19 protein-coding genes are annotated in these 15,157 nt (G+C 40.3%); all 19 read left to right on the top strand.

Annotation, left to right across the window (positions count from 1 at the left end):
• Positions 1 to 14: 14 nt before the first annotated feature.
• A complete protein-coding gene (locus CH76_RS05620; RefSeq protein WP_036144075.1) occupies positions 15 to 659 on the top strand; it encodes a DedA family protein in 645 nt (214 codons plus the stop codon).
• A 185-nt stretch (positions 660 to 844) separates the two neighbouring features.
• The gene (locus CH76_RS05615; protein ID WP_036144073.1) at positions 845 to 2,074 is read left to right on the top strand and encodes an EAL and HDOD domain-containing protein; all 1,230 of its coding nucleotides are present in this window, start codon (positions 845 to 847) and stop codon (positions 2,072 to 2,074) included.
• A gap of 134 nt (positions 2,075 to 2,208) precedes the next feature.
• Complete coding sequence (locus CH76_RS05610) at positions 2,209 to 2,556, top strand: cytochrome c (protein ID WP_036144069.1); 348 nt, start codon at positions 2,209 to 2,211, stop codon at positions 2,554 to 2,556.
• 61 nt (positions 2,557 to 2,617) lie between these two features.
• Positions 2,618 to 3,553, top strand: a complete 936-nt coding sequence (gene hprK / locus CH76_RS05605) for an HPr(Ser) kinase/phosphatase (RefSeq protein WP_036144066.1) — start codon at positions 2,618 to 2,620, stop codon at positions 3,551 to 3,553.
• 14 nt (positions 3,554 to 3,567) lie between these two features.
• Complete coding sequence (gene lgt, locus CH76_RS05600; RefSeq protein ID WP_036144063.1) at positions 3,568 to 4,386, top strand: prolipoprotein diacylglyceryl transferase; 819 nt, start codon at positions 3,568 to 3,570, stop codon at positions 4,384 to 4,386.
• Positions 4,387 to 4,397: 11 nt separating this feature from the next.
• Entirely contained in the window at positions 4,398 to 5,039 is a 642-nt protein-coding gene (gene ppaX, locus CH76_RS05595; protein WP_036144061.1) for a pyrophosphatase PpaX, read from the top strand.
• A gap of 2 nt (positions 5,040 to 5,041) precedes the next feature.
• Complete coding sequence (locus CH76_RS05590; RefSeq protein ID WP_036144059.1) at positions 5,042 to 5,572, top strand: DapH/DapD/GlmU-related protein; 531 nt, start codon at positions 5,042 to 5,044, stop codon at positions 5,570 to 5,572.
• A 174-nt stretch (positions 5,573 to 5,746) separates the two neighbouring features.
• Positions 5,747 to 6,904, top strand: coding sequence for an ATP phosphoribosyltransferase regulatory subunit (locus tag CH76_RS05585; RefSeq protein WP_036144057.1), 1,158 nt, complete (start codon positions 5,747 to 5,749; stop codon positions 6,902 to 6,904).
• Positions 6,897 to 7,532 carry an ATP phosphoribosyltransferase gene (gene hisG, locus CH76_RS05580; protein ID WP_036144055.1) on the top strand — a complete coding sequence of 212 codons (636 nt, stop codon included), beginning with the start codon at positions 6,897 to 6,899 and terminating at the stop codon, positions 7,530 to 7,532. Before CH76_RS05585 ends, hisG begins: the two co-directional genes overlap by 8 nt.
• A complete protein-coding gene (gene hisD, locus CH76_RS05575; RefSeq protein WP_036144052.1) occupies positions 7,529 to 8,800 on the top strand; it encodes a histidinol dehydrogenase in 1,272 nt (423 codons plus the stop codon). The genes hisG and hisD overlap by 4 nt, the downstream gene beginning before the upstream one ends.
• Entirely contained in the window at positions 8,797 to 9,387 is a 591-nt protein-coding gene (hisB, locus tag CH76_RS05570; protein WP_036144049.1) for an imidazoleglycerol-phosphate dehydratase HisB, read from the top strand. Before hisD ends, hisB begins: the two co-directional genes overlap by 4 nt.
• Positions 9,384 to 9,980, top strand: coding sequence for an imidazole glycerol phosphate synthase subunit HisH (gene hisH / locus CH76_RS05565; protein WP_036144047.1), 597 nt, complete (start codon positions 9,384 to 9,386; stop codon positions 9,978 to 9,980). The genes hisB and hisH overlap by 4 nt, the downstream gene beginning before the upstream one ends.
• Positions 9,977 to 10,711, top strand: coding sequence for a 1-(5-phosphoribosyl)-5-[(5-phosphoribosylamino)methylideneamino]imidazole-4-carboxamide isomerase (gene hisA, locus CH76_RS05560; RefSeq protein ID WP_036144045.1), 735 nt, complete (start codon positions 9,977 to 9,979; stop codon positions 10,709 to 10,711). Before hisH ends, hisA begins: the two co-directional genes overlap by 4 nt.
• A complete protein-coding gene (gene hisF / locus CH76_RS05555; protein ID WP_036144042.1) occupies positions 10,711 to 11,472 on the top strand; it encodes an imidazole glycerol phosphate synthase subunit HisF in 762 nt (253 codons plus the stop codon). Before hisA ends, hisF begins: the two co-directional genes overlap by 1 nt.
• On the top strand, positions 11,469 to 12,083 hold the full coding sequence (gene hisIE / locus CH76_RS05550) for a bifunctional phosphoribosyl-AMP cyclohydrolase/phosphoribosyl-ATP diphosphatase HisIE (RefSeq protein WP_036144040.1): 615 nt from the start codon (positions 11,469 to 11,471) through the stop codon (positions 12,081 to 12,083). Before hisF ends, hisIE begins: the two co-directional genes overlap by 4 nt.
• Before the next feature lie 80 nt (positions 12,084 to 12,163).
• Positions 12,164 to 12,952, top strand: coding sequence for a lipopolysaccharide assembly protein LapB (locus tag CH76_RS14065; RefSeq protein ID WP_235190360.1), 789 nt, complete (start codon positions 12,164 to 12,166; stop codon positions 12,950 to 12,952).
• A 38-nt stretch (positions 12,953 to 12,990) separates the two neighbouring features.
• Positions 12,991 to 13,671, top strand: coding sequence for a hypothetical protein (locus tag CH76_RS14060; RefSeq protein ID WP_235190359.1), 681 nt, complete (start codon positions 12,991 to 12,993; stop codon positions 13,669 to 13,671).
• Between the two features lie 157 nt (positions 13,672 to 13,828).
• Positions 13,829 to 14,782, top strand: coding sequence for a thioredoxin-disulfide reductase (gene trxB, locus CH76_RS05540; RefSeq protein ID WP_036144038.1), 954 nt, complete (start codon positions 13,829 to 13,831; stop codon positions 14,780 to 14,782).
• A 256-nt stretch (positions 14,783 to 15,038) separates the two neighbouring features.
• Positions 15,039 to 15,157 (top strand): NUDIX domain-containing protein (locus tag CH76_RS05535; RefSeq protein ID WP_036144036.1); only part of this gene is annotated, 119 nt, incomplete at its 3' end.

Genomic DNA, 15,157 nt, shown 5'->3' with positions numbered 1-15,157 from the left:
AAGCGAGCTATACAATGGATATTATCTATTTTTTGTTTGATTTTATTATGCACATTGATGTGCACCTAGGCGAAATCATCGAGAAGTTTGGCGCATGGGCATACGGTATTTTATTTACGATTGTCTTTGTCGAAACAGGGCTCGTTATTTTTCCATTCTTACCAGGTGACTCATTATTATTTGCGAGTGGTACATTTGCTGCGCTCGGTCATTTTAACTTACCGATTTTATTGGTAGTATTTTTAAGTGCCGCTATTATTGGTGATACTGTAAATTATCACATTGGTCATAAAGTTGGCATGGCAATTCCTGAAAACAGTTTCCTTGGACGTGTCATTAATCGTGAGCGTTTAGAGATTGCACAAAACTTCTTTAATAAGCACGGTGGTAAAACGATTGTTATTGCGCGCTTTATGCCATTCATTCGTACTTTTATTCCGTTTGTTGCAGGGGCTAGCCGCATGAATTATCGTTACTTTATTATGTTTAACGTAATTGGTGCAGTGCTATGGGTGTTCATCTGTACATTCTTGGGTTATTTCTTTGGTAATATCCCTGTCGTGAAGGATAATTTCTCTGTTGTATTATTAATTATTATTTTTGTTTCGGTGCTACCAGCAGTGATTGGTATCATTAAAGCAAAGTTTGGAAAAAAATGAGGATGCAGCCCTAAGGTACATTCTCTTTTTTTATGCAAGACGACTTATAGGCTATGAGTAAGGCAAGCTGGGTATATAAAGCTAGTATGTGGAAAATAACGTATAAAAGTAAAAACAATAAGTATTTAGTAATAACGAATGGTATAATGAAGCAGTATAATCTAATTATAAAGTGAGGAATAACAGTGGAAGTTTTTATTGGCAGACAGCCTATTTTAGATATAAATGAAAATATTGTAGCGTACGAATTACTCTATCGTAGTAAAAATAAAAATTCGTTTCCTCTAGTTGACTCAGATGCAGCCACAGTAGATGTGCTAATCAATTCGTTCTTGTCGATTGGCATTGACGAGGTCACTAAGGGACGCCCAGCCTTTGTTAATTTTACCGAAAATCTTTTAATGAGTAATTTAGCAGATTTTTTAAACCCATCACAAGTTGTGATTGAAATATTAGAGGACGTTGCGATTACCTATGATTTAATTGAGCGCGTTATTAAATTAAAGGCAAAAGGTTACAAAGTGGCACTAGATGACTTTGTGTTAGATGAGTCTGTAGAAATTTATGACGAATTATTTGAGCATATTGACTACATTAAGGTGGATTTTTTACTTTCGCCATTAAAAGAGCGTTTAGAAATCGAAAACCGTGTTAAAACCTCCTTCCCACATATTGCCTTGCTTGCCGAAAAGGTAGAAACACGCGAAGAATTTGAAATTGCTAAAGTTTCGGGCTATGAGTTGTTTCAAGGTTACTTCTTTGAGCAACCACAGGTGATTATGTCTACAGACATCCCAGTTAACACAATTCAATACTTCCAGCTTATTTCGTTATTGCGTGAGGAAGAGCCAAATATGGATGTCGTAGCAGAGAGTATTGAGCGAGACATTTCACTCAGCTATAAACTACTACATTTAATTAATACATCACCACGCCGTCGTACAAAGGTGCGTTCAATTAAGCAGGCTGTAATGATGTTGGGTATCGCGCAGTTACGTAACTGGATTTATCTATTAGCTATGCGCGAAAATAATAAAAATCATGACAGTGATGTCTTTACAGAGGTTATGCACTCAGCGCTTTACCGTGCCAAAGTATGTGAGATTTTAGCAAAACATGATAAGCATAGTAACTTCTCAGAGTATTTTTTAATTGGGATGTTCTCTTTAATGGACACATTATTACAGCGCCCTATGTATTTGATTATGCAACAGATGCCATTTTCCGAAGAAATTATGGAGACGATTTCAGGGCAACCAACGACAATGTCACCTTATTTAAATTTAGCGGTAGGTATGGATAAAATTGATTGGACTAAGATTGATGAGGGTATGCATTACTTTGATATTACACCTAAAAAATTAGAGGAAATTCATAACGAAGCTAATGAATGGGCAGAAAACGCGTTTGCATAATGCAAAAATTGTGAACATATGATGTATAGGCGTATGCTTTCTTTGTATACTGGGGTCTTTCTCTTTAATAATGTAAAAGAGATTTGTTATACTAAGAGATGTACGTTTTACTACTATTATTTGGAGGGGTTCAAATGAAGAAAGCATTATTAACAGCAGTATTCGGTTCAGCATTATTCCTAGCTGCATGTGGCGGTGGCGATGACGCTGCTAAAGACAAAGACACATCAGCAAATGATGGTGGCAACACAACTGAGGTAGCAGCAGGCGAAGCAATCGCTAAGCAAAAATGTATCTCTTGTCACGGTGGCGACCTTAAAGGTCAAGGCAGTACGCCTTCACTAATCGGCACAGGTAAAGATGCCGCAGAAATCCAAGACATCATTGAAAATGGTAGCCCAGATCTTCCAGGTATGCCAGCGGGTCTTATTAAAGGCGACGACGCTAAAGAAGTAGCAACATGGTTAGCAGATCAAAAATAATAACAGTAAGGTTGTTGGTGCATGCGCCAACAACCTTTTTTTACATAAAGGAGTGAATTAAATGCCAGTAGTAGCGACGAGAGATGTAATGGAGCGCTTTAATTTAAAGGTAGTAAGCGGCAATGAGGGGCTTGGTAGGTATATTGCGACTAGTGATTTATCACGACCTGGGCTGGAGATGGCAGGATATTTTATGCACTATCCAGCAGACCGCGTACAGCTTTTAGGTAAGACTGAAGTATCTTTTTTTGACATGCTTGATGACTCAGTAAAGAAAGAGCGTATGCTTAGGCTTTGCTCGCCTGATACGCCAGCGATTATTGTAGCGCGTGATATGCATGTACCAGAGGCATTAATAGAAGCCTCTAATGAGATGCAAGTGCCTGTGTTAACAACAACGATGACTACTACGCGTTTTTCGAGTAAGTTGACCAATTATTTAGAGAGCCAATTAGCACCAACTACAGCTGTACATGGTGTGTTAGTCGATGTGTATGGTATTGGTGTGCTTATTGTTGGTAAGAGTGGCGTAGGTAAAAGTGAAACAGCACTAGAACTCGTTAAAAAGGGACATCGTTTAGTGGCGGATGATAGCGTGGAAATTCGACAAGAAGCAGAGGATTTTTTAGTAGGTAGTGCACCACCACTGCTCGAACATTTGCTTGAGATACGTGGTATCGGTATTATTGATATTATGACATTGTTTGGCGCAAGTGCTGTGAGACCATACAAACGTATTACCCTAGTAGTTGAGCTAGAAATATGGGATGACGAAAAGGTATATGATCGTCTAGGTTTAGAGGAAGAAAAAGTGAAAATTATTGATACTGAATTAACTAAGCTAACAATTCCTGTACGTCCTGGTCGAAACGTTTCAGTGTTATTAGAAGTAGCGGCGATGAATTATCGCCTAAAGCGTCTAGGCATTAATGCAGCAGAGGAGTTTTCTCGCCGTTTAGATGATGTCATTAATGCCAACGAAAGTGAAGATTATTAAGGAAGGGGCAAGTTATGGAATTTTTATTATTACGTATTGACCCAACTGCCTTTCATTTAGGGCCAATCCCTGTACAGTGGTACGGTGTATTAATTGTGTCAGGGATTATTATTGCTTATTTGATGGCACAAAGAGAGGCGTTAAAGCTCGGCTTTGAAGAAGACACGATTGCCGATTTATTATTATGGGCAGTGCCTATTGCTATTTTTTCAGCGCGTGCGTATTACGTAATTATGCGTTGGGATTATTATAGTGTGCATCCTGAGCGTATTATCCAAATATGGGAGGGCGGTATTGCCATCCATGGTGCTTTAATTGGTGCCTTTATTACAGCGTATATTTTCACGCGCAAAAAAAATATTAGTTTCTTTAAATTAGCTGATATTGCTGCCCCGAGTATTTTAGTCGGTCAAATTATTGGTCGTTGGGGTAACTTTATTAATCAAGAGGCTTATGGTGGAGAGGTTACACGTTCATTTTTAGAGGGCCTACACTTGCCAAATTGGTTGATTGAACAAATGTATGTAGAACAATTAAGTAGCTATGTGCACCCAACCTTCCTTTACGAGTCTTTTTGGAATGTGATTGGTTTACTTATTGTACTAGCCATCCGTCGTTTAAATCCACGTCGTGGTGAATTATTTATTTTCTATTTAGTTTGGTACTCTATTGGTCGCTTCTTTATTGAGGGGCTACGTACGGATAGCTTGTATTTAGTGGGCGAATTACGCTCAGCGCAAGTTGTATCAATTATTGCGATTGCGGTAGGTATTATTTTATTTGTTTACCGTCGTACGATGATTAAACCAGTGGTGCGTTATAAAGATAAGTAGGAGTGACAGCTATGAGATATGAGGCATTGTTATTTGATTTTGATGGGACATTACTTAATACAAATGAATTGATTTTACAATCGTTTCACCATGTGCTAAACGAAAGATTTCCTGGGCAATACCAAGTAGCAGACTGTGCGCAATTTATTGGGCCTTCGCTCAAGCAAACATTTGATGCGCTTGCGCCAAGTGAAACTGAACAACTTATTGCAGCGTACCGTGCATTTAATGAAGCAAATCACGATGCGTTAATTACTGAGTACCCGCATGTTGTGGAAACCTTAACAGCATTAAAGGCAATGGGAGCTAAGCTTGCGATTGTATCAACAAAACGTAATGATATGATTGAACTAGGCTTACAACGATTGGGTATCACTGCGTTATTTGATGTTAAGATAGGCTCGGATGATGTAAGACATGTTAAGCCTCATCCAGAGCCTGTTGAGTTAGCCTTACGTCAATTAGGCGTAACAAAAGACAAAGCGCTGATGATTGGTGATAACTCACATGATATTGAAGCAGGTAATAATGCGGGCGTTGCTTCTGTAGGTGTAGCGTGGGCACTAAAGGGAGAAGCCTACTTACGTAGCTTTAATCCTACTTATATTGTGCAAGATATGCGTGATTTTATTCCTCTTGTTAAGGGGGAGTAAGTATGGCACGTAAAACACAACGCTACGCTGTTGAAGGGTCTAACTCTTTATGGCAGCTGTACCGTACCGTTTCCTTTTTTAAGGTGATGAAATGCTTTGTTGTAATTCAAGTAGGGCGTTTTATGCCATCACTGCGTGTTAAAAATTTTTTGTACCGTACATTTTTAGGTATGACACTTGGCAAACAAACATCGCTTGCTTTAATGGTAATGCCTGACACTATGTTTCCAGAACGTATTACAGTTGGTGATAATAGTGTGATTGGTTTTAATACGACAATTTTAGCGCATGAGTATTTAATCGAAGAATATCGACTAGGTGATGTCATCATCGGCAAAAATGTAATGGTTGGCGCAAACTCAACCATTTTGCCTGGTGTAACGATTGGTGACGGTGCTATTGTGTCTGCCATGACCTTAGTGCATCGTGATGTACCAGCGGGCTGCTTAGCAGGTGGTAACCCTATGCAAATTATTTATACAAAAGAACAGATGGATGAGCGTCGTAAAAACGATGCATTTTTTAAGAGCTAGCGCGATGCTGGCTCTTTTTTTATAAACGTCGGTAATTAGTAACAATTAACAAGTGTGAAATATGTGATAATACAGATAATAATCGGTAAATTCCGTTGACTTCCAAAAATGTTTGCGATAAAATTACTTTAACGTTCTAGCTCTCTAGTGAACTAAAGTGAAAGGGTGACAGGTATGTCTTCAATTAAAATGTTTGAAAAACCAGTCGGTATGCGCGATACGCTACCAAAAATTTATGATAAAACAGCGGCACTGCGCCAACAAACACGTGAGTTTTTACGCGTTCGTGGCTATGATTTTATCAAAACACCAAGTGTAGAGTATTACGATACGATCGGTAAAGCCTCAGCTATTCAAGATGCATCGCTCTTTAAGTTATTTGATAATCAAGGTAACACATTAGTATTGCGTCCAGAGATGACGACACCAATCGTCCGTGCGGCATCATCCAAGTTATTAAAAGAACAAACCCCGCTACGTTTAGGCTATTTCTCTAATGTATTTCGTGCACAAGAAGTAGAAGGTGGGCGTCCTGCAGAGTTTGAGCAAATGGGCATTGAGTTAATTGGTGACGAGACGGTCTATGCGGATGCCGAAGTAGTGGCGACAGCAATTGAGTTGTTACAAGAATTGCAAGTAAATGACTTTAAGGTGACGATTGGGCATGCAGGTATTTTACAATGCGTCCTACGTGACTATACAGAGAGTCAAAGTGAAGCGGATGAGCTACGTAACTTATTAGTTAAGCGTAATTATGTAGGCTTTGAGGAAGCTGTGTATGCTTTTGATTTACCAAAAGCTAAATCAGATGCGCTTATGCAATTTATTGGTGAGGCAACGAACATCGAAAAAATCGAAGACATTGAAAAATATGTGCGTAAAAACGAAGCACTACAATATATGCAAAAGCTAGACCAGCTATTAACAGCAGCAGGTTTAGGCGCATATATTGATTTTGATTTCACCCTTTCAAGTCATATGAATTATTACACAGGTATGTTATTTGAAGTATTTGCGAGTGGCAGTGGTTTTGCATTAGGTAATGGTGGGCGCTATGATGGTCTGCTTACAGAGTTTGACGTGCAAACAGGTGCAACAGGCTTTGGTCTACGCGTAGATCGCTTGCTTGAGGTATTACCGTTACCAGTAGTGGCACAAGAGCGTGTATTAGTTACTTTTACAGATGATACCTTTGGCGCAGCGCTACAGTTGGCACGTGAGCTAAGAGCACAAGGTACAAGTGTTACGTTAAGTGCCGTTGCTACAAAAGTAAGTGAGGGTAACTTTACACGTATTGTACAAGCAACAAAGGGAGCGATGACAAATGAGTGAGTTAACAATTGCGATGCCTAAGGGGCGTATTTTTGAAGAAGCCTATCAAATGCTAATTGATGCAGGCTTTAACCTTCCAGCAGAGGTTGAGATGTCTCGTAAACTAATGATTGAAATACCAGAAGAAAACATCCGATTTATTTTAGCAAAGCCTATGGATGTACCAACTTATGTTGAGCATGGGGTAGCTGATATCGGTATTGCTGGTAAGGATGTACTGCTTGAGCAACAACGTGAGGTGCATGAGTTATTAGATTTAAAAATAAGTGCTTGTTACTTAGCTTCAGCAGGTTTACCTAATACAGAAATGGACGAAATCGCACCACGTATAGCGACAAAATATCCACATATCGCAACCAAATATTATAAAGGTATTGGCGAGCAAGTAGAGATTATTGAGCTCAATGGTTCGATTGAGCTTGCACCAATGATTGGCCTAGCTGACCGTATTGTTGACATTGTATCTACAGGTCGAACATTAAAAGAAAACGGCTTAGTGGAGTATGAGCATATTGCCGATATTTCTTCCCGCTTAATTGCTAATCCCGTAAGTTACCGTATGAAGAGTGCACGCATTTTAGATTTAGCAAAGCGCTTGAAACACACAATTGAGGAGGGCGTTAAATGAAAATCGTAACACTACAACAGGGTGTGTCCTTAAAGCGCCCACTTGAGCAAGGTAATGAACAACAACTAACAACCGTTCGCCAAGTGCTAGCTGATGTTAAAGCACAGGGTGATGTTGCAGTGAAGCGCTACACTAAGCAGTGGGATGGCTTCGAGTTAGCGAGCTTGCAAGTAACACCAGCTGAAATAGAAGCAGCAGTTAGCGCCTTTGATAAACAACTTTACCAAGATCTTGTCGAAGCAGCTGAAAATATTCGAGCGTATCATAGTTACCAACAACGCGATGGCTATACGATGCCACTTGCAGATGGCTCTTACCTTGCGCAAAAAATCACACCAATTGATGCAGTAGGGCTTTATGTACCAGGTGGTACTGCGGCATATCCTTCAAGTGTGCTAATGAATGTTATTCCTGCACAGGTTGCAGGTGTAAAGCGTATAGTAATCACTTCACCAGCTAATAAAGAGGGTGTTGTACCAGCAGGTGTGTTAGTAGCCGCACATATTTTAGGTATTACCGAAATGTATAAGGTTGGCGGTGCACAAGCTATTGCAGCATTAGCCTATGGTACAGAAACGATTGCGCCTGTAGATAAAATTACAGGCCCAGGTAATATTTTTGTAGCATTAGCAAAGCGAGAAGTATTTGGTGAAGTAGCCATTGATATGATTGCAGGGCCAAGCGAGATTGCGATTATTGCTGATGATACAGCTTATGCAGATGAAGTAGCGGCAGATTTATTATCGCAAGCAGAGCATGACACAATGGCTTGTGCCATCTTAGTAACTACAAGTGAAGCATTAGCTACAGCAGTTGCCGAGCAGGTTGAGCAACAGCTACAAGCATTGCCGCGTGAGGCTATTGCACGTAAAGCAATCGAAAATTTCGGTACAATTTATGTAGCAAAAACTATGGATGAGGCAGTAGCGGCAGTAAATACATTAGCGCCAGAGCATTTAGAAATTATGACAAAGCATGCAGAGGTTGTGGCTGAGCAAATTAGCCATGCGGGCGGTATTTTTATCGGGCGCTACTCGTCAGAGCCTGTAGGTGATTATTTTGCAGGGACAAACCACGTGCTACCAACGAACAGCACAGCCCGCTTTGCGAGTGGGCTAGGTGTAGATGATTTTGTCAAAAAATCAAGCATTGTATATTACAGCGAAAAAACTTGGGCAAACAACGCGCCTAAAATTGCACGACTAGCACGTCTTGAAGGTTTAGAAGGACATGCGCGCGCAGTAGAATCGAGAGGATGGGAAAAATGACACGTTCAGCAAAGATCACACGCACTACAAGCGAAACACAAGTAGCAGTTGAAATAAATTTAGATGGTGAAGGTCAATCAAAAATCGAAACAGGCGTGCCATTTATGGACCATATGCTCGATTTATTTATTAAGCATGGCTTAATGGACGGTACGATTATTGCAAATGGTGACACACATATTGATGACCACCATACAACAGAGGATTTAGGTATTGTATTAGGGCAAGCTATTCGTGAGGCATTGGGAGATAAGGTTGGTATTAAGCGTTATGGTAATGCCTTTGTACCAATGGATGATGCGTTAGCGCAAGTGGTAGTGGATTTTTCAAATCGTCCCCATTTAGAAATCCGCACGCCTGACTTAAAGCAGAAAGTCGGCACTTTTGATACAGAGCTTGTACATGAGTTTTTATGGAAGTTTGCGTTAGAAGCACGTATGAATGTGCATGTTATTGTGCCATACGGTCATAATACACACCATATTATTGAAGCAATCTTTAAAGCGTTAGCACGTGCGATTGATATGGCAATCCAAATTGATCCACGCGTTAAAGGAGTACCTTCTACGAAAGGACTGTTGGGATGAACATAGGCATTATCGATTATGGTATGGGTAATTTATTTAGCGTAGCCGAGGCAATTAAACGCCTCGGTTGCGATTACTTTATTGCAGGTGACAGCGAAGCGCTAGCCGAGGCAGATGCGTTAATTTTGCCAGGTGTGGGTGCATTTCCTGATGCGATGGATAAGTTACGTGCAACAAAGCTTGATGGATTTATTACGCAACAAACAAAACCAGTGCTTGGTATTTGTTTAGGTATGCAGCTATTATTTGAGGCAAGTGAAGAAGTGCAACCAACAAGTGGGCTTGGTGTTATTAAGGGACATATTACAACATTTGATGCAAAAGCTGTACGTGTGCCGCACATTGGCTGGAGTGAGTTAACTTGGCATAAACCGTACGTAGAAAGTACGACAGACTTTGTCTACTTTGTACATTCGTTTTATGCAACGCAAACAAATGAAGCGGATATCGTAGCTAGCGCTCAGTACGGGGATGTACAAGTCCCTGCAGTTGTGCAATATGCTAACTTTACAGGCATGCAATTTCACCCTGAAAAATCAGGCGAGTTAGGCAAACAACTACTTAAACGATGGTTAAAGGACGTGGCGAAATGACAATTGAAATTTACCCAGCAATCGATATGCTAGGCGGCAAATGTGTGCGCTTATTTAAAGGGGATTATGAGCAAGAAACCGTTTATGGTGATTCACCATTTGAGATGGCAAAAAAATTTGCTGAAGCAGGAGCTAGTAATATTCATATGGTGGACCTTGACGGCGCAAAGGACGGCGAGCGTGTGCATTCGGCAGATGTCATTCGTGTAGCGAAAGAGCTGCCTTTACGTGTGCAAATTGGCGGCGGTATTCGTACAGAAGAAGACGTACGCTTTTATTTAGATAATGGTGTAGACCGTGTCATTATTGGTAGTTTAGCCATTCGTGAGCCAGAGCTTGTTGCACAAATGATTAAAGATTTTGGTGCAGAGCGCATTGTTATTGGTCTAGATGCTAAAGACGGTATGGTAGCAACACATGGTTGGTTAGAAACTTCCGATAAATCGGCGATTGATGTAGGTAAGTATTTTGTTGAGGCAGGTGCTAAGCACTTTATCTTTACTGATATTGCAACAGATGGCACATTAGCAGGACCAAATGTTGCAGCCAATAAGGCATTAGCTGAAGCAACAGGCGCTAACATTATCGTGTCAGGTGGTATTAGCTCACTTGAGGATATTACAGCAGTGCGTGAGGCAAGTACTACAACAACGGTTGGTGGTGTCATTATTGGTAAGGCGCTATACGCTAATCGTTTTACATTAGAGCAGGCACTTGAGGAGGCAAAGTAATGGTGACAAAACGTATTATTCCTTGTTTAGATGTTAAAGATGGTCGTGTAGTAAAGGGCATTCAATTTGAAGGCCTACGTGATGCAGGTGACCCTGTAGCACTGGCTAAATACTATGATGAACAAGGTGCAGATGAGTTAGTGTTTTTAGATATTTCGGCATCGCATGAAGGACGGGCTACTATGGTTGATGTTGTGCGTGAAACAGCTAAAGCATTAGCCATTCCCTTTACGGTTGGCGGCGGTATTCGCACAGTTGAAGATATCGAGCGCATTTTACGCGCAGGTGCTGACAAAGTGTCTGTCAATACGGCTGCACTTGATAACCCTAGTTTACTAACAGAAGGCGCTAAAAAGTTTGGGGCACAGTGCATTGTCATTGCTATTGATGCTAAATATAGTGAGGAAGACCAAACATGGATGGTGTATACACATGGTGGTCGCAATAAAACGACTTGGTCAGTTGTAGACTGGGCGCAAGAAGCTACGCGTTTAGGCGCGGGTGAGATTTTATTAACAAGCATGAACCGTGACGGCGAAAAATCAGGTTTTGATTTAGCTGTAACGCGTGCTGTACGCGAGGCAGTAACCGTACCTGTTATTGCGAGTGGCGGAGCGGGTAGTGCAGAAGATTTTTATCAAGTATTAACAGGGGATGTACAAGCAGATGCAGCACTTGCTGCTTCGATTTTCCACTATAAAGAGACGAGTGTAGCTGAAGTAAAGAGCTACCTACGTGATAAAGGAGTAGCGGTACGATGATTGAAATTACATTTGATGAACAAGGGTTAGCACCAGCAGTTGTGCAAGATGCGCGCTCTAAAGAAGTATTAACCGTAGCTTATATGAATAAAGAATCACTTGAAAAAACAATGACTACAGGCGAGACATGGTTTTATAGCCGCTCACGCCAAGAACTATGGCATAAAGGTGCAACAAGTGGTAACACACAGCAAGTTGTAAGTATTCGTACAGATTGCGACCAAGATGCATTAGTGATTGAAGTATTACCAAGCGGACCAGCGTGTCATACAGGCGCTCGTTCTTGCTTTACAGAACTGCTACAAGAAAATACTAAAGCGGGATCAGTTGGCATTTTGCCACACCTAATGGCTGTAATTGCTGAGCGTGAACAAGCAATGCCAGAGGGTGCGTACACAACGTATTTATTTACAGAGGGCATTGATAAGATTTGTAAAAAAGTTGGTGAAGAAGCAACTGAAGTAGTCATTGGCGCAAAAAACCGTGATACGGAAGAAGTAAAATGGGAATCGGCAGATTTACTGTATCACCTACTAGTTTTACTGCAAGAACAAAAAGTTAGCTTCTATGATGTTTTACAAGTATTAGAGAAACGTCACGAGGAAAAATAAACAACCTATGGTATAATAAAGTTTACTTTGTAAAGGAACGTGTCATGCGTTCCTTATTTCTTGTTTTGGAGGAAAAATGATTGAAAAATAATAAACAACAACCACAAAACGTTATTTCATTTCTTCCGACGGGTGATTTTTATTATACAAAAGCCATGGATGCCATGCATTTTGGACAAATAGAAAAAGCGCGTAAATATTTTTTACGAGCTGTAGAGCTAGAACCAGAAGATGCCAAAAGCTTTTTACAGCTTGGGATATTAGCTTTAGAAGTTGAAAACTATCACGAAGCTTACGACTTTGTAGCAAAGGCACATGTGCTAGAGCCTACAAATGCGGAGGCTATTTTCTTTATGTCTGAAAGCGCAGGTTGCTTAGGTCTTGTACAAGAAGCTAAAAGCTATGCGACACAATATTTAGCAATCGCTCCCAAAGGTCCTTATGCTGAGGAAGCCGAAGAAATTATTACATTTTTCGATTACGAAGCAGAAGCTATGCCAGGGACAGAGGAGCACTCATTAGAAGAAATTCAAGCGCAAGAAAAAGCGCGCATTTTAATGGAGCAAGGTGAGTTTGAAAAGGCTATTGGGATTTTAGAGGATGTACTTATCACATATCCTGAATTTTGGTCAGCTTATAATAACTTAGCGCTCGCGTATTTTTACATTGGTGAAGCTAATGATGCCAAAGAAACACTCGCGACCGTTTTACGCGGTGACAAGGGTAATTTGCATGCGCTTTGTAATTTAGCTGTCATTGCTTACTACGAAAAAGACACAGCAGCGCTTGAGAGTTATGTGACGCTATTAAATAAAATTCAGCCTTATGCATGGGAAAACCGCTATAAACTCGGCGCAACATTAGCTTAATTGGTGAGTATAAAGGTGCTTACAAATGGCTAAACAGTATGCAAAAGCGAGGCTACGAAGGTGACCCAGGCTTTTATTTTTGGCTTGCACATGCCGCTTATTTTTCGGGAGCTAAGGAGCAAGGAGAGCGCGCTTGGGCGAGCTTAGTTGCTATGGATCCTGAAAAGGAAGGCTATGCGCCATGGCAGCAACATTATAGTGATGACGTTGCCGAAACAAAGGAGCTTGCTTTTATCGAAGACAAGCTAGCTAGTGAATATAGCAGTGACCACCTTTTCGCTTTATTTTTAATTAGTAAGTCGCAATATAAAATCGAAATTTTAAGTCAGTCTGATTTAATTGACTTAAGCTCTTACACAGGGCTAGAAAAAATGTACCTTGCTTATATTTTAGGGCATGAATTTTTAATGGAAGAACCATTAGAAAAGGTATTTATGCGTGCGAGTGAAGTAGCTGAGCTATTATATGAGTATGTGCCAGTAAGTGTAACGACATTACCGCTTTACCAACTGTGGTTTGTATTGTATGAAAATGCTATTAATCAAGGTTATCAATTTAAAAACCCTAAAGCACTTGCAGCAGCTAATGAATATTTATTTTTGTCGGCACATGATGAGCCTGTTACTAAAAAAGGCTTAGCCGAAAAATACAGTATGAGCACGAGCACCTTAACCAAATACATTGATGATTTATTAGATTACCTACCAGTATTTGAATGAGCGTGTGAGCGCTCTTTTTTTATGCTTAATAATACCCCCATAGGCATATAATTTGAAATAACGAACGCTATGCCGTAAAGTGAAAGTATCAAGTAAATGACTTACCCTTGTGCTTGGGGTAAAATAGAGGCACGACAATCGAAAGGGGCAATAAAGAATGTCAACAGAAGAGAAAATTTATGATGTAGTAATTATCGGAGCAGGTCCAGCAGGTATGACAGCAGCAGTATATACGTCACGTGCTAACCTATCAACATTAATGTTAGAACGCGGTATGCCAGGCGGACAAATGGCAAGCACTGAGGAAGTAGAAAACTACCCAGGCTATGAACATATTTTAGGTCCAGACCTTTCAACTAAAATGTTTGAGCACGCTAAAAAATTCGGTGCAGAGTATGCTTACGGCGACGTAACAGAAATCATTGACGGCGAAGAATATAAAGTAATTAAATCAGGCGCTAAAGAATATAAAACACGCACAATCATTATCTCTACAGGTGCAGAGTACAAAAAAATGGGCGTACCTGGTGAGCAAGAGCTTACAGGTCGCGGTGTAAGTTACTGTGCGGTATGTGACGGAGCATTCTTTAAAGGCAAAGAGTTAATCGTTGTAGGTGGCGGTGACTCAGCAGTTGAAGAAGGTATGTACTTAACACGCTTTGCTAGCAAAGTAACAGTAGTACACCGTCGCGATAAATTACGCGCACAAAAAATTCTTCAAGACCGTGCATTTGCTAATGAAAAAATGAGCTTCATTTGGAATAAAACAGTGAAGCAAGTTAATGGCAATGCCGATCAAAAAGTTGAAAGCTTAACGGTAGTAGATACACAAGATGGCACAGAAACAGACCTTAAAACAGATGGTATTTTTGTTTATGTTGGTATGCTACCATTAACTAAACCGTTTGCTGGTTTAAATATTTTAAACGAAAACGGCTATATCGAAACAAACGAGCGTATGGAAACAGCAGTGCCAGGTATTTATGCGGCAGGTGACGTACGTGAAAAAATGCTACGCCAAATTGTTACAGCAACAGGTGACGGTAGTATTGCAGCACAAGCAGCACAAGGTTACGTAGAAGAACTTAAAGAAAAATACAGCTTAGTATAATATTGCTTTTTTATCGCTTACAACTATAAAAAAAGTAAGTTATGTAATAAAGTATTGATGATATTGTAGCTGCTCTGTAATGAAAAACGGTTATACTAAGGGTGTAACGATTTATCCCCTGGTTACACGTAGCAACAATTTTAGGTCACTGTCGCGCTAGGCGGCAGTGATCTCTTTTTGTATGCGCGCTTGTTTTGGTCGTATAACAAAAAAATTGTTATAATTAAAATAGATTGAAGCTAGGAGGTGGTGAGCTATGCAGCGCATCGCAAATTTAATAGCCGTGAAAGACGGCAAGGTATTATTATTACAAAAACCACGACGAGGCTGGTATGTAGCCCCTGGTGGTAAAATGGAGCGTGGCGAATCAATTTA

It is taken from the genome of Lysinibacillus sp. BF-4 (genome assembly GCF_000743635.1).
GTDB classification, from domain to species: domain Bacteria; phylum Bacillota; class Bacilli; order Bacillales_A; family Planococcaceae; genus Metalysinibacillus; species Metalysinibacillus saudimassiliensis.
This window is presented reverse-complemented; position numbering and strand designations above follow the sequence as displayed.

Excerpts from the sequence above, each read along its gene's own strand:
- ppaX (WP_036144061.1), top strand. The coding sequence starts at position 4,398 with ATGAGATATGAGGCATTGTTATTTGATTTTGATGGGACATTACTTAAT.
- hisIE (WP_036144040.1), top strand. The coding sequence starts at position 11,469 with ATGATTGAAATTACATTTGATGAACAAGGGTTAGCACCAGCAGTTGTG.
- CH76_RS14060 (WP_235190359.1), top strand. The coding sequence starts at position 12,991 with ATGCAAAAGCGAGGCTACGAAGGTGACCCAGGCTTTTATTTTTGGCTT.
- hisG (WP_036144055.1), top strand. The coding sequence starts at position 6,897 with ATGAGTGAGTTAACAATTGCGATGCCTAAGGGGCGTATTTTTGAAGAA.
- hisB (WP_036144049.1), top strand. The coding sequence starts at position 8,797 with ATGACACGTTCAGCAAAGATCACACGCACTACAAGCGAAACACAAGTA.
- hisD (WP_036144052.1), top strand. The coding sequence starts at position 7,529 with ATGAAAATCGTAACACTACAACAGGGTGTGTCCTTAAAGCGCCCACTT.
- hisF (WP_036144042.1), top strand. The coding sequence starts at position 10,711 with ATGGTGACAAAACGTATTATTCCTTGTTTAGATGTTAAAGATGGTCGT.
- CH76_RS05590 (WP_036144059.1), top strand. The coding sequence starts at position 5,042 with ATGGCACGTAAAACACAACGCTACGCTGTTGAAGGGTCTAACTCTTTA.
- lgt (WP_036144063.1), top strand. The coding sequence starts at position 3,568 with ATGGAATTTTTATTATTACGTATTGACCCAACTGCCTTTCATTTAGGG.
- hisH (WP_036144047.1), top strand. The coding sequence starts at position 9,384 with ATGAACATAGGCATTATCGATTATGGTATGGGTAATTTATTTAGCGTA.
- CH76_RS05585 (WP_036144057.1), top strand. The coding sequence starts at position 5,747 with ATGTCTTCAATTAAAATGTTTGAAAAACCAGTCGGTATGCGCGATACG.
- hisA (WP_036144045.1), top strand. The coding sequence starts at position 9,977 with ATGACAATTGAAATTTACCCAGCAATCGATATGCTAGGCGGCAAATGT.
- CH76_RS05620 (WP_036144075.1), top strand. The coding sequence starts at position 15 with ATGGATATTATCTATTTTTTGTTTGATTTTATTATGCACATTGATGTG.
- hprK (WP_036144066.1), top strand. The coding sequence starts at position 2,618 with ATGCCAGTAGTAGCGACGAGAGATGTAATGGAGCGCTTTAATTTAAAG.
- CH76_RS05610 (WP_036144069.1), top strand. The coding sequence starts at position 2,209 with ATGAAGAAAGCATTATTAACAGCAGTATTCGGTTCAGCATTATTCCTA.
- trxB (WP_036144038.1), top strand. The coding sequence starts at position 13,829 with ATGTCAACAGAAGAGAAAATTTATGATGTAGTAATTATCGGAGCAGGT.